The sequence below is a fragment of the Pseudoalteromonas aquimarina genome (assembly GCF_049257255.1).
In the GTDB taxonomy this organism is placed as follows: domain Bacteria; phylum Pseudomonadota; class Gammaproteobacteria; order Enterobacterales; family Alteromonadaceae; genus Pseudoalteromonas.
Window position 1 is genome coordinate 345,832 of sequence record NZ_JBMMUG010000005.1, and the last position, 13,301, is coordinate 359,132.

Genomic DNA, 13,301 nt, shown 5'->3' on the forward strand with positions numbered 1-13,301 from the left:
CATTATGCTTAAAACATACAAATTAGTGTTAGCTGGACAGCAAATACGCTTAACAAAGAATGATCAGCAGGATGCAAAGCTTTACATCAACGGACAAAAGCAAACCTTAATTAAGCAATCATTTAAAAATCGCACTAACTACTTAGCTAAGCTTGAAAAAATGGGTGATTTTATTATCAGCCAGGTAACCACACGATTAGGCCAGGAAATTCGCTTTTATTTAAAGTCAGCAGGCCAAAATCAGTTGCTATTTAAAGCCAACGCTTAAGGACTAAATATGTTTTCAACTGTTACTCACTACCTAATTTTAGCGGCGCTGCTGATCACTGCCATATTCTTTTATACAGTTTCATTTCAAAGTGGTACTTTTTTGGTAATTATATTAGGTGTGTTATTTGAACTGGCATTTTGGATAAAACTTGCAAGAGGCAAGAAAAAAGCAAAAAAGTTTAGTTAAAAAAGGTATCGTATTTTAAAGGTTACAAATTCCTGATCTGGCTGTTGCCAACTGTTTTCTAAAGTTGCAAAGCGGTTTTGCGTTAAATCGCGTTCAATAAACTCGTTACCGCCTCTGCCATAAACCAAAAACACATCAGAATACGCCCCCATTTTGTAGCGCAGTTTTAGTTGCAAATTAAAGCGCGAATCATCAAAACTGGTATCGCTATGTTGCGAAATTAAGCCTCCTTCAAACACACGGTAAACATCCTTACTTTTCGCCTTTAAGCTCGCCCACTGGAAAGTCGAGCTAAACTCTAAGTTGTCCATTATCAAACCAGATATTTTGATGTAGTTGGCGTAATAGTCTCGGTCATATTCAGTGATCATATTGTGCTGATTAGCAACCAGCCAACCATCACCGGTACGAAAATAATTATTAAATACAACGCGCCAATTTGGATGTGGCATTAAGGTTAGATCAATCGCGTACTGATCAGCACGGCCATTCAACCCTTCTTGATCGTTTTGATAACTCGCCGCCCAGCTGAACATGCCTGTATACGGGCTAATATACATAAAACGCGTTGTCCAATTATCATCAACATAGACAGCATCTGTGCCATAACCTAAGTTGTCATGCCATGCGCCAGCATAATAATTAATAACGGTTTCAAATTGGCCGCCATTTTCTAAGTTTAAATTCACTAAATATTGCGGGTTATTAGTGAGTTTTAGGCCGTTATCATCAGTGTGATAATTTATACTGGCTTTTTGTAGTACGCGGTTAAACCACTTATTGTCAGTGTTGATAGCATGACTAAAGTTGATTTCACTGGCACGCCAATTATTACGTTCGCTATAACCTAAATCGTTATTATCAAAACTATCATCAAGTCTTAAATAATTAGCTGATATTGATGTGTTTACGCTAAATTGGTACTTTGCATTAAGCGATAACCCAGTACCTTGTGTGCTTACTCCTTTATCGGTTATATCCGTGTGCATTAATGCAATTTGACCTGACCAAGTATCACTTTGATACTGACTATCCCAAGCATAACTATAGGCATCTCTATCTAACCATGGGCGCTTAGTTTTGGTCGCCAGCACACCAGTTTGCCAGTTTTGCTGCGCTGTTTGCTGGGTGTAATTAATACGCCCTGCATAAAAATCTTTGCCAGCGTTTGAATCTAAATTATCTTCCGCAACAGCAAAACCTGCCAATTGCAAGTTTTCACCTTGATGCACAAACCGAGCAGCCACATCAATTGGTGTAATTAGTTCACTTTGATCATCACTGCCCGCACCAATACGACGCGTATGAATTAATTTGGTATTACGCTCAGACGGAATACTGAACACACTGATATCTTGGGTAAAGAATGGGCGCTTATCAGTTCGCAGTGTTTCAACAGCCGAATAGTTAAGCACCACTTCATCACTGTCGACCTGACCAAAATCAGGGTTCACTGCCACACTTAATTTTTGGTGGTGATTCGGCTTGTACACTAAATCAAAGCCTAAGTTTGCTTCACCATCATTCGCCACCAAATTGTTTGAGTAGCTTGCATAAGGCACAAACGCCCACTGTTGGCTTTGCGGGATTTTTACCTGTACTTTAGGCATTTCAATATAGAAGTCGCTGTTACCTGTGGTTTGTTGCTGCGAACCATAAATATAGTTTTTAGCTAAATCATACAGCTGTAGCGACACACCTACTTGTGAATACCCATTTTCATCTTGCTTATGACGAAACGATACGGCGTGCCATGGAATAAAAGTTTCAATTGACCAAAAGTCTTCGCTTTCATAAAACGCAGATTGCCATGCGCCATCCCAATCATAGTCGGTTGCTAATTGTGGCGTGAGTACTGCATCTTGAATACCACCACCTAAGGTTACAGCAAATAAATACGCACCACTGCCATCGCCAGAGAAATCAACCACAAAGCGGTTAAAGTCAGCTTGCATAAAGCCATCTTGTAGGTTGTATTGCTTTTGCCTTTGATTTGCCGGCTGATAGTTGATCATGCCGATGTACATGCCTTTTTCATCGCTATAGACACGCCCCTCCACTTTATTTTTATGTTCAGATAACGTGGCAGGCACAACTTGATAAAAGGTGCTGTATTGCGTGGCATTTTGCCATGCAGGCTCTGAAAGTTTGCCATCTAATATAATCGCTGATTGCTCAGCCATTGTTGCAAAACTTACAAGCGTAAAAGAGTAAATTAACGGTGTTTTCATATCAGCTCATTTGCGGTTGATTTGCATTACATATGAGCAGAAAAAGGTGATAAAAAAGCTGATTTTTTTCTTAATAAAGCTGCTAGAAGTCTTATATTTATTGACTTTAATCTGCAAAACCGTATTTTTGTTGTTAAATCAACAAAAGGCATGTTCAACCGCTATGGAAAACGCTCAAAAGCCACAACAAGGTACATTTAGATTTGCAGAGTTTGAATTCAATGCAGCTAAAGACGAGCTATGCCTATGGCGAACAGGCCAGATAGAAAAACTTGAGCCACAAGTATCACAATTGCTTGCTATGTTAATAAATAATGCACAGCAAGTAATTTCAAAAGAGCAGATTCAAAGTGCTTTATGGCCAAATACCATTGTTGAACAAAACAGCCTTTATCAGCTGTTAACAAAACTGCGTAAATTACTCAACGACAGTTCGCGCAATCCTAAATTTATTAAAACCGTGCCAAAAAAAGGCTACTGTTTTATTGCTGAGGTTGAGTTAATTTCTAACGATACCCCTGCTGTCAAAACCCTACCGCGCGGGCGTAAAATTCATCCTCTTGTCGCTGCTTTACCAATATTAATTGTTTGCTTTAGCGTATGGGCTTTTTTTAATAGCAAGGAAACCGAGTTCGAAATCCCCCACTATCAGTTACATGATGTGAGTTATGAGCTTGGCTTAGAGTTTGACGTAAATGTGCATCGTGAACACGATTTAATGGCTTATATTAAAGACATCAAAACCCTCACCATCACAGATAAACAAGGCGCAATGCTATTTAATCGCAGTTTTGCCCACCGCGTCGGTTTTCCTGCTTGGCAACATCAAGGTAAATTATTGGCCTATTGGCAATTTATTGAAGATAGATGCGAGCTTTCAATTATTTCGCCACAAGGTGCAACTAGCCATACAGCCCAAGGTATCGCCTGTGAATCCGCAAAGCCTCCCGTATGGAAATCTAATGACGAGTTGATTTTAAGCGTGTTACAACAAGGTACGTTAGTGCCCTATTTATACCGCATTGGCACCGAAGAACTGATCCCTATGCCGCTTGAGCGACCTGCGCAAGCTGAATATAAAGGCGCAATTTCAGCTTGGGATAACCGTGTTTACTTCTTATTTAATTACATAGATCACACCAGCAAACTAGTATCGCTTGATGGTAAAGAAGCCCTAAGCTGGTCATTCCCAGTTTGGCTTGTTGCGTACAACCCAAAAAATGGCGCAATTATTAGTAACGATGAAAGCCAACGTCATAACTTAATTGCGACCCATCGCGATGGCCAAAGTTACCCTATTTACAACACCGCTCAAGGCCTATTTACCAGTGCATCTATCGATAAATATGGCGATATTTACACTGCGATTGAGAGTTGGCAGGTTAATATTCGCGATAAAGACAACTTACCGATTTTCTCAACCTCAAGCATTGATTACTTACCTGTGAGTAACAGCCTGGGCGAAACCGCGTTTATGTCGCGCCGCAGTGGTGTGTGTGAAGTGTATTTGCATGCCGACAACAAAGTAACTCGCTTATCGAATCACAAAGGCTATGAATACGTTAAGTTTTTAGAATGGCGCCCTGATTTAAGCATGCTGTTATCAAATCGTGATATGGATTTGGCTTTATATGATCGCAAGAGCCAAATTTTGCAATTTACCACTGAGCTTAATAGCACTATAAAAAATACCGGTTGGTATGATATGCAAACCGTGTACGCCTTTGACGGCTCACAAGTGCAACTGTATGACTTACAAGGCCGTATGCTAAAAAGCATCGACTTAAATGCCCAATTTGCCTATTACGATAGCCACAACAACCGCTGGCTAATATTGCAAGAGCATCAACTTTTCAGCAAAGTCGATTTATCACTTGAGGGTGAAAAACTTGCTGAGCTTAGTAATGAACAAACCAATTTGCTGCATAATATTCGCATCAAAAACAATGCGCTGTATTGGCAGTCTTCTTGGTCAAAACAAGATAAAATTTGGCGTCTTGATTTGGCAAACCCCAGCGATATTAAATTAGTGAAGCAGGGTAATTTAATTTGGCATTTTGATATTGACCCATATGAGCAGCTTACAATTGCCCGTATGGAAGCGATAGAGGGTGATATTAAGCGTTTATCGCCAGAGCCAAAACAAGCGCTTTAACCGAGGCTTTCTTTTACAAATGCGATTCCTTCATCAAAGCTGGTAAAACGCATTTTAGTAATACAGCAATTAGCTAATGCAAAGGCGTGCTTTTGCAGCACCAATTCAAACTCAGCTAATTCGAATGCACTCGGTTTACTAAACTCGCCATTATGCAAACAGAGGTAGCGAAAACCTTGGCTATCAATCAGTGCATCATCACAAACAAAACTTCCCAATAAGCTCTGGAGTTGTTGCATGCTTTCAACATATTCCAATTCATCATCGCCGCAATAATGAATCACAACGGGATAGCTAAGTGTTTCTATCAATTTCATATTAAATATTGACTTATTTTTGAACTGTATTAGTGTATTAATACACCTTTAAATTACTAATACACTATGAGCATAGAATTAATTCATGCAATTTACACTATAAACACGCAAGCAGCGAGCGCGCTTTATCGCCAAGTGATGGAGCAAACCAAGCAAGGCATTCGTGCGGGTTTATTATTACCGGGGCAACAATTGCCATCGGTGCGAGTGATGGCCTCATGCTTACAAGTGAACCCCATGACCATTTCAAAAGCATTTTCGCAGCTGGAGCAACAAGGCGTTTTAGAAAGACGAAAAGGCATAGGTATGCTGGTGGCAGAGCAACACAATATTAGTAATTACAGTGAGTCGCTACTTGCTAAACGCGACGAGTTTATTCAATTGGCAAAGCAAAATCAGCTTTCTGACGACGCAATAATAACACTAATTCAAGATGCGCTTTCGGCTCTTAGCAACAGGACGTAACCATGACACAGCCCATAATCACTATAGAAAAAGCCATAAAATCTTATAACAGCCACCGTGTACTCGATAAACTGAATTGGCAAGTAAACGAAGGCGATATTGTAGGTTTATTAGGTAAAAATGCCGCCGGTAAAAGTACTCTGTTAGAGTCGATTATGGGTTTGCGCGAATTAGAGTTAGGCGAAATAAAATTGTGGGGCTACTCATGGCACGAGTTACCGCAAAGCCAAAAGCAAAAAATAGGCTATGTTGCACAAACCAGTTCAGCATTTGATTGGATGAAGGTGTCGCAATACCTTAATTATATTTGCCAATTTTTCCCAAGTTGGGATAAAGCCTATTGTGAAACCCTACTAAAACGCTGGCGTATCAGTGATGAGCAAGTGATCAGTAAACTCTCTGGCGGCCAAAAGCAAATGCTCGATGTTGTGCAAGCATTATCAATACGACCAGAGCTGCTCATTTTAGACGAGCCTGTTGCACACTTAGACCCTAATATGCGCCGAGCATTTTTAAAAGAAGTGATAGATCTTTGCTGCGAGCATGGCACCACAGTGATTTTCTCAACTCATATTGTGTCGGATTTAGAGCGTGTTGCAAATCGTGTAGCTGTACTGCAATTTGGTGTAATTCGTCATTACTACGAGCTAGACGAGTTAAAAGCAAGCATCGCCAAGCTCAGTTTTGCCAATAGCAGCAAAACCAAGCTGTTAGAAAAAGATGCAAGTATTAGCAAGATTCAACAGTTTGGCGAAACCACAACCACCAGCATTATTGCACCTTTGAAAAAGCCGATTGAAGAGTGGTGCGCTTTTTATGGATTAGACGCCACCATTCAACCAATGAACTTAGAAGACTGGTATTTAGAGGTGGCCAATGAATTTGTTTAAATCAAATGCATTGATTTTAATGCGTAGTGGCACAATTGCTCTGCCATTTTTGTTGATTCTATCCGTTGTGTTTAGCGTATTATGGCAACAAAAAACGCTTGATCCATCAAGCTTTCGTTATATTAAAACGTATTTATTAATGACTTGTTTACCCTCATTATTTTTGGGTTTTATGCTGGGTATAGGCTTGCAAAAGTTAAAAGCACATTACCTTTGGGTCACTAACGAGGTGTATCGGTATTCCATTCTGAAAGCGGGGCTGACAGTAACTGTAATAGGCGCGCTATGTATGAGTCTTTATATTACTTTTACCAGTGAAATCGCGCTGCACTACCTTGTATTGCCTATCAGCTTTGCAATTATTGGCCTGTTTGTGAACAGTTCATCGTCTTTGAAATACAATATCTTACGCAACTTAGCATGCTCGGCGCTACTCATTGCCATGATGTTTCAAACAATTCATGAGGTAGCTAAATTAATCATTATCGCAAGCTGCTGCTACGTCATTTACTCAGAATTTAATTCATCAAAGCGTGCTTCAATAAGCAGTAAGTCAATGATGCTAACAGATCGCCAATCAGTGATATGGTGGAATGGGAAGCTAGCAACCTTTACCGCTAAATTTAAAAAATCATTTAACAAAGATATCGCTTGGGCAGTGTGTTACCCACAAACAAAAATGGGCTATATGGGCGGCTACTTTGCTGCAATTTTTGCCTTTTTATTAGCAACTAACGATAACGAAATATTAGTGAGTTTTTTATTGTTATCCTTGGTAATTGGTTGTCAGTTTCCGGTCTATCAGGAATTTTCGCAGTTAAAGCATCAGCTAAAATCAATAGCGCACTGTTTTGTTGATAAGCAAAGCGTAATTAAAGGCATTATTTATAGCTTTGATAAAGTGGTAATAAGAAACACTTTACTGATTTTCGCAACAATTATTGCTATTACTCTCTTTAAACAAGATTTTGATGCTGCCATCAAAATAGCGTTTTTAACACTCTTTGCAACAGCAACATTTTTAGCCTTTGCACCATTATTACTGGTTTTCTTTAATGGCTGTATTAATGCGAAAAACATTTTATTGTTCACAATAATTTGTGGCTTTGAAATAGGTATTTTTGGCTTAGTGCATTATGTTAGCGAGCAGCTTAGTATTTATTTGATTTGTATTGCGGTATTAATTACAGCGGGGCTGATTCGTTATTTCACTCAACAGTTTATTACCCGTCAACCGCTTGAGCGAATAATAAATTAAAGAAACCTAGCGCTAGGTCAAAACTGTATAGATTAAATGCATTGTTCTCATGAATTCAATAAGCTAGAGTAGAAAAAGGTCGTGTGAATTATGTAGTACAATGCAGTTTTTTCGTTTTTGTAGTTTAAAATATTGGTTAGTAATACTTTCAGGTTGTTTATTGCTGGTAACGCAACTTACTGCATCTGAAAAAACTCACCCAATCACTTATTATACCGAGCTTTATCCACCCTCAAGTTATTACTACAACGAAAAACTGATTGGTTTGTCTGTCGATATGTTAAAGCTTATTTGGCAAGACCAAGGAATCACCGAACAGCCAATTTTAGTGGTACCTTGGGCGCGCGGTTATCAAGAAATCACTCATAAAACTAATACTGCACTATTTGCCATGTCCAAAACTGCTGATCGTGCAGCAAAATTTAAGTGGGTAGGGCCATTATTTACAGCTGAGTACTACCTTATTGCGCAGCCAGATTCGCAGTTATTAATTACCGATATCGCCCAAGTTTATGATAAATCCATCGCGGTAATTCGTAACGATGTAACGCAAAGTTTAATAAACCAAACAGATTTTCCAGCCGAGCAAATTCTCGCGGCCAAAAGCATGAATGATGCTTTAGCGCTTTTTAAAGCCAAACGAGTTGATTTAATGGCAATTTCAAAATCAGGGTTAAATGCTGCGATAAATCAAAGAAAGCTTGGCACAGAACAATTTCAACGTATTCTATTACTTAACGTGATTGATGATTACATTGCGTTTAGCAAAGATACACCTGACGAAATAGTGCATGCATTTCAAAGCAGTTTAGATAAGTTAAAAGAACAGCATTTAGCACTTAAGGAAGAGTATAAACTACATTAGGAGTTGTCTTATGAACAACTACATTGCCGCGCTACCGGCGATAAGGCCACCATTTCTCACCTTAGCACCTTTATCTTGCCTTGTTGGCTTAGCCTATTGTAATTATCTTGGATTTCACATTAATTTTCTGTTTGCGGCACTGTCAATTTTAGGTGCAACATTTGCTGCAATTGCAGTTAACACCATCAATGAGTATCAAGACTTTCAAAGTGGCTTAGACTTAAACACCAATCGCACGCCTTTTAGTGGCGGCAGTGGGTTATTAAAACAGCATCCTCATTTAGCCACCTATGTTAAGAAACTAGCGATTATCGCCATTACAGTGGTGTTAGCCATTGGCGTATTTTTTATTGTAACTGTTGGTGTGTCGCTTATTCCAATAGGTATTTTAGGTTTGCTTATTGTTATCACGTATACCAATTTCTTAAATAAGCACCCATGGCTCTGCTTTATTGCACCTGGCCTTGGTTTTGCTGTTTTAATGCCAATTGGGGCATTTGTGGTGCAAACTGGTGAGTGGCATTTTTCTTTGTTGGCTATCACCTTAGTGCCATTTTTAATTACCAATAATTTATTACTAATAAATCAGTTTCCTGATATTTCAGCAGATAAAAACGTTGGTAGAAACCACCTTGCGATTCGTTATGGCGTTACATTTGCCAGACAGGTATTTGCCCTTTCTTTATTCGCTGCCATCGGTTGTTTACTCTATTTCGTTGCAAGTAATTTATTGCCAACACTTGCATTGATTACATTGCTGCCGCTCGGACTTTGCTTGATTTCCTTGGTATACTTGTACCGTTTAGGCGATAATATTGCGCAGCATTTGCCCGCCATGGGCTTAGTTGCCGCAGCGGCAAACTTAACTCCGCTGATGTTATCTCTCGCTTTATTTATGAGTAAAAGTTAAATACCAATGACCATTAGTTACCAATTTACACTCGATAAAAATTACCTTGAAGAATGTTTTGATGAATCGCTACCACACAGCCCACATCAATCACCTAAATACGGTTTTGCTGGGAGTTTTATCGGTATTGGTATGGGATTAATTATCTTTACTGATATGGGTGGCGTAGCACCTTATATTATGGTTGGTTTAGGTGTTTTAGAGTTTATTAGTTTTTACTACCGCCGCCCATGGTGGTTGGCGCGCCAAATGTGGAGCAGGGCGTCTAATTCAACCGTTACCATCACCATGAATGGTGATGGCATTGAAAGTAAAAACCCGTATACCGAATCGCTACTTGAATGGGATCAGATAAAACAAATCATTCACACCCCAAAAGGCATGATATTTGTTAACTACAAAGGCCAACAAACTTATCTTTCTAAAGCCTTTATGCCTGCAGAAACAGAGCGTTTTATTGAAGAGCACCTTGCGGTTTATCAAGTAGATATTATTCATTAAAAAAGCGAGCTAATAGCTCGCTTTTTTATGCTGTCGCAACGCGATTTCGTCCATTACGTTTTGCACTGTATAACGCCTCATCAGCTTGTTTTACCGCATTATAAAACGCAACTACTGAATGTACTTCAGCCACACCAAAACTCGCCGTAAGTGAAAGCTGCTCGCCGTTATCTAGATTAACCGGGTGATCTTCAATATTCTTTCTTAGTTTTTCGGCTATTTGTACTGCCTGACGCATTGATGCATGTGGCAAACAAATAATGAACTCCTCGCCACCGTAACGCGCCACCACATCAGAGTAACGCAGCTGATTTTGCATCAACTTTGCAATGTGCATTAGTGCTTTATCACCAATGTCATGACCATAGTTGTCATTAACTGCTTTAAAGCGATCAACATCACACATAACTACCGTCATTGGTAAGAATTCAGATGTCGCACTTTCCATTTTGGTTAATAAGATAGCATCGATAAAGCGGCGATTTGGTAAACCTGTAAGCGCATCGGTATTAGCTTTTTGTTTCTGGTTATAGGTAATGCTGGTAATTGCTTGGTGACTTTTATCGCGGAAATACTCACTTATAAAAGCAAATAACACCACTAACGAAAAACCTGATAGAAAGCGAGATTTTTCAGTTTGACCATAGTTTGCTTGACCAAAATCAGGGCCATATAGCTGAAAAACAATCGCACTTACAGCAAGCGCCGTTAATAAAAGCCCCGAGCGCACGCCTAGCATGGTAAATACCACAACAGGGTAAAACATAATCCAATAAAGCGCGGTGTTTTCTTTGCCTCCGGTGTAAACCAACAAAATACTTAACAGCAATACCGTAAGTGCAATGCCGATACTGCAATACTTAAGTTGGCGGGTACTAAAGTAAATCACCACATTAATAAATACGGCAATGAGTGCGCCCAATAAAGTAATACTTAAAAGCCACGGGTAGGTTTGAAAGTTTGCTAGCAATAGCCCTGAAAACACCACTAAGGCAATACCTGACATTGCCAAAAACGAAAAAATTCGGCGTTTTAATTCAGCACTGTGTAAACCATCAACTTCAATAAAGTTGCGCCACCAATCTGTTCTATGTGAGTTATTATGCTGCATTGTTATTATTTTTATCTTTAAAAAGTTGCGTAAAGTAAACCAAGCGATAGCTTTCAGTCTAATCTATATTCAAGAAAGGGTATAAAAAGCGTTAACTTAATACCCAACTTGCTTAGTTATTTAAAAATAGAGCTAGTTCTTCGGTTAGCTGCGCGTAATACGGGTTATAGGTTAATCGCTTAAAACTTGTATGTTGTTCTTTTGCTGATGGCGTAATTTCAGATGCATGGATACCACTCACCACTTTACACTCGTTGTATTTTGCTAAATCACCCAAGTAATGGCCGCAATTTCGATAACCAGCCTTTTCACCATAATGCACATTCTCAGCAGCATTTGGTAACGCGGTATGCGCCATTTGAATTTGCGTGTCGCACTCCGTTTGGCATTGTGGTGTTACGAGCTTAACCTTATCAAAAGCCTTGAACGTGGCTAAATTATTGCGCTCACCGTAATACACTAAAGTCAGTGGTGAAGGCGCTCTTTGCTGCCACTGCTTTAATAAATCAAGTGTTGCGCTAGTTTCAATCGTCATATCAAGCTCAGGCACAGCAACAAACATAGGTACAGTATGCGTGGTGTGCTGTTTTGTCAGTGGATACACTTCATTCATTAGTAAATGTACTTGGGCTCCCGCATTAATCGGAAACGATTCATACTTGGCAAAATCAACATCGGCGTCTTTGTCGAGCCAATTTAAAAAAGGAATATAATCAATGTACTGCGCAAGCCATGACATTGAATTTTTAGCTTTTGTTGCAGGCGCAAAGAGCATTACGCCAGCAAGTTTTTCATCGAGTGACGTGCGCGTTTGCATATAGTCTAAAATAAGGCCCGCACCTGTTGAAAAACCGCCTAAATAAACCTGCTCAAAATCATTAAGTGATTGCTCAATAGCAAACGCTGCAATCGCTTGCCAGTCTTTGTAATCAACGTGGCGTAAGTGCTCAGCAGCGGTACCGTGACCTGGTAATAGCACTGTGCGTACATTGAAACCTTGTTGATGGTAAAACGCAGACAAGTCATGAAAGCTGTACGGTGAATCGGTTAAACCATGAAATAGCACCACTACTTTTTGGCTATGTGGTTGTGTTAATTGATACGGTTTTACTAAATCAGCAATGGTTGGTGAGCTAATATTTTGCTGGGCTAAAACATAATTGTTAATTGGGCAGGGCACATTAGCACGCGGATTAAGCGCAATAATTTGTTGCTCAGTTTGAGTTAAGTAATCATTAAAAGTAAGGTCAGATAAATCCAGTACCTTAGCAACGTCAGATTTAACTAAAAATCGATAACTACCCTCAGCGATAGATTGGTTGATTAACTTAACATCTGTACTTTGGGATAAACAATTTGCAAAGCTATTATTGCTTATAAAAAGTAGCAAAATGCCTAATCTTTTAAATACGTTACTCATCAAACCAACCTTTTCGATTTTTATTGGAATAACAAAATACTACCTCAATTTACAAGATAAGCTGATCTAAAATTATCTAATAACTTATACGAATGTAAACAATGCAAGTAATACAATTGATGGGCAGTGTTAGTTGCGCTTAATAAATTCTAGCAAGCGGTTATTTGCTGGCATTTCGTGATCGGTAATCAATTCAAGCCCAGCATCTGCTGCAAGCTGACAAATCCATTCAAAATCACGAATACCACGAGTGCTGTCTTTTACTTTTAACCATTGGTCAAATTCAGCGTTAGAGTCTGATGTAAACTGGCCATTGTAGTTAAATGGCCCATAAATACACAGCGTGCCATTAGGCGCTAAAAAGCGCTTCACCTTTTCGAAAAACGCTTCGACAAGTTGAGGGTTAACAATATGCAAGGTATTGGCAGTAAATATGCCATCGTATAGAGTAATTTGCCAAGACTCTGAAATATCAAGCGACAAGGGCGGTAGTAAGTTTGGTGCAGGGAACGCATCTAACCAGTACTGCATACCTGAATGATTAACCGGTACATCACTTGTTTGCCAGATTAAGTGCGGTAGTGCAGGGGCAAAGTGAACAGCATGCTGTCCACTGCCAGAGCCTATTTCTAAAACGCGAGCTACATCTGCAAAGGCCAATTTTAAAATAGCTAAAATCGGTTCTTTGTTTTTTTCACAGGCTTTAGAGTAGGGCTGCATG

The 13,301-nt window shown here is 39.4% G+C and carries 13 protein-coding genes; 8 read left to right on the top strand and 5 right to left on the bottom strand.

From position 1 onward, the window contains the following. The first annotated feature begins 4 nt into the window (after positions 1–4). Positions 5–268, top strand: a complete 264-nt coding sequence (locus AAEU29_RS14820; protein ID WP_010561357.1) for a hypothetical protein — start codon at positions 5–7, stop codon at positions 266–268. Positions 269–453: 185 nt separating this feature from the next. Here AAEU29_RS14820 and AAEU29_RS14825 read toward each other — a convergent pair whose 3' ends face one another. Continuing rightward, positions 454–2,688, bottom strand: coding sequence for a DUF5916 domain-containing protein (locus AAEU29_RS14825; protein WP_421974045.1), 2,235 nt, complete (start codon positions 2,686–2,688; stop codon positions 454–456). Positions 2,689–2,851: 163 nt separating this feature from the next. Here AAEU29_RS14825 and AAEU29_RS14830 point away from each other — a divergent pair, with 163 nt between their 5' ends. Then, positions 2,852–4,843 (top strand): winged helix-turn-helix domain-containing protein, encoded by a 1,992-nt coding sequence (locus tag AAEU29_RS14830; protein WP_421974046.1) that lies wholly within the window; start codon positions 2,852–2,854, stop codon positions 4,841–4,843. Here AAEU29_RS14830 and AAEU29_RS14835 read toward each other — a convergent pair. Further along, the gene (locus tag AAEU29_RS14835) at positions 4,840–5,160 is read right to left on the bottom strand and encodes a DUF4144 family protein (RefSeq protein ID WP_421974047.1); all 321 of its coding nucleotides are present in this window, start codon (positions 5,158–5,160) and stop codon (positions 4,840–4,842) included. The two genes, AAEU29_RS14830 and AAEU29_RS14835, sit on opposite strands and share 4 nt — an antisense overlap. 66 nt (positions 5,161–5,226) lie before the next feature. On the opposite strand from AAEU29_RS14835, the gene AAEU29_RS14840 reads away from it, so the two are divergent. The 6 genes from AAEU29_RS14840 to AAEU29_RS14865 all read left to right on the top strand — a co-directional run bounded on the left by AAEU29_RS14840 (position 5,227) and on the right by AAEU29_RS14865 (position 10,049). Beyond that, positions 5,227–5,625 (top strand): GntR family transcriptional regulator, encoded by a 399-nt coding sequence (locus tag AAEU29_RS14840; protein WP_372766618.1) that lies wholly within the window; start codon positions 5,227–5,229, stop codon positions 5,623–5,625. Positions 5,626–5,627: 2 nt separating this feature from the next. After that, on the top strand, positions 5,628–6,515 hold the full coding sequence (locus AAEU29_RS14845; protein ID WP_421974048.1) for an ABC transporter ATP-binding protein: 888 nt from the start codon (positions 5,628–5,630) through the stop codon (positions 6,513–6,515). Beyond that, on the top strand, positions 6,502–7,773 hold the full coding sequence (locus tag AAEU29_RS14850; protein ID WP_421974049.1) for a hypothetical protein: 1,272 nt from the start codon (positions 6,502–6,504) through the stop codon (positions 7,771–7,773). The genes AAEU29_RS14845 and AAEU29_RS14850 overlap by 14 nt, the downstream gene beginning before the upstream one ends. Before the next feature lie 100 nt (positions 7,774–7,873). Then, entirely contained in the window at positions 7,874–8,638 is a 765-nt protein-coding gene (locus AAEU29_RS14855) for a substrate-binding periplasmic protein (RefSeq protein ID WP_421974050.1), read from the top strand. Positions 8,639–8,648: 10 nt separating this feature from the next. Then, the gene (locus AAEU29_RS14860) at positions 8,649–9,548 is read left to right on the top strand and encodes a prenyltransferase (RefSeq protein ID WP_421974051.1); all 900 of its coding nucleotides are present in this window, start codon (positions 8,649–8,651) and stop codon (positions 9,546–9,548) included. A gap of 6 nt (positions 9,549–9,554) precedes the next feature. Further along, positions 9,555–10,049 (top strand): YcxB family protein, encoded by a 495-nt coding sequence (locus tag AAEU29_RS14865; protein ID WP_421974052.1) that lies wholly within the window; start codon positions 9,555–9,557, stop codon positions 10,047–10,049. 25 nt (positions 10,050–10,074) lie between these two features. Here the strand turns inward: AAEU29_RS14865 and AAEU29_RS14870 are convergent, their stop codons facing one another. The 3 genes from AAEU29_RS14870 to AAEU29_RS14880 form a co-directional block, all read right to left on the bottom strand. Further along, entirely contained in the window at positions 10,075–11,160 is a 1,086-nt protein-coding gene (locus AAEU29_RS14870) for a GGDEF domain-containing protein (protein ID WP_421974053.1), read from the bottom strand. A gap of 112 nt (positions 11,161–11,272) precedes the next feature. Further along, positions 11,273–12,580, bottom strand: a complete 1,308-nt coding sequence (locus tag AAEU29_RS14875; protein ID WP_421974054.1) for an alpha/beta hydrolase — start codon at positions 12,578–12,580, stop codon at positions 11,273–11,275. 129 nt (positions 12,581–12,709) lie between these two features. Beyond that, positions 12,710–13,300 (bottom strand): DUF938 domain-containing protein, encoded by a 591-nt coding sequence (locus tag AAEU29_RS14880; RefSeq protein WP_421974055.1) that lies wholly within the window; start codon positions 13,298–13,300, stop codon positions 12,710–12,712. Position 13,301: the final 1 nt, after the last annotated feature.

Coding starts and splice junctions, on each gene's coding strand:
- AAEU29_RS14820 (WP_010561357.1), top strand. CDS start 5: ATGCTTAAAACATACAAATTAGTGTTAGCTGGACAGCAAATACGCTTA.
- AAEU29_RS14825 (WP_421974045.1), bottom strand. CDS start 2,688: ATGAAAACACCGTTAATTTACTCTTTTACGCTTGTAAGTTTTGCAACA.
- AAEU29_RS14830 (WP_421974046.1), top strand. CDS start 2,852: ATGGAAAACGCTCAAAAGCCACAACAAGGTACATTTAGATTTGCAGAG.
- AAEU29_RS14835 (WP_421974047.1), bottom strand. CDS start 5,160: ATGAAATTGATAGAAACACTTAGCTATCCCGTTGTGATTCATTATTGC.
- AAEU29_RS14840 (WP_372766618.1), top strand. CDS start 5,227: ATGAGCATAGAATTAATTCATGCAATTTACACTATAAACACGCAAGCA.
- AAEU29_RS14845 (WP_421974048.1), top strand. CDS start 5,628: ATGACACAGCCCATAATCACTATAGAAAAAGCCATAAAATCTTATAAC.
- AAEU29_RS14850 (WP_421974049.1), top strand. CDS start 6,502: ATGAATTTGTTTAAATCAAATGCATTGATTTTAATGCGTAGTGGCACA.
- AAEU29_RS14855 (WP_421974050.1), top strand. CDS start 7,874: ATGCAGTTTTTTCGTTTTTGTAGTTTAAAATATTGGTTAGTAATACTT.
- AAEU29_RS14860 (WP_421974051.1), top strand. CDS start 8,649: ATGAACAACTACATTGCCGCGCTACCGGCGATAAGGCCACCATTTCTC.
- AAEU29_RS14865 (WP_421974052.1), top strand. CDS start 9,555: ATGACCATTAGTTACCAATTTACACTCGATAAAAATTACCTTGAAGAA.
- AAEU29_RS14870 (WP_421974053.1), bottom strand. CDS start 11,160: ATGCAGCATAATAACTCACATAGAACAGATTGGTGGCGCAACTTTATT.
- AAEU29_RS14875 (WP_421974054.1), bottom strand. CDS start 12,580: ATGAGTAACGTATTTAAAAGATTAGGCATTTTGCTACTTTTTATAAGC.
- AAEU29_RS14880 (WP_421974055.1), bottom strand. CDS start 13,300: ATGCAGCCCTACTCTAAAGCCTGTGAAAAAAACAAAGAACCGATTTTA.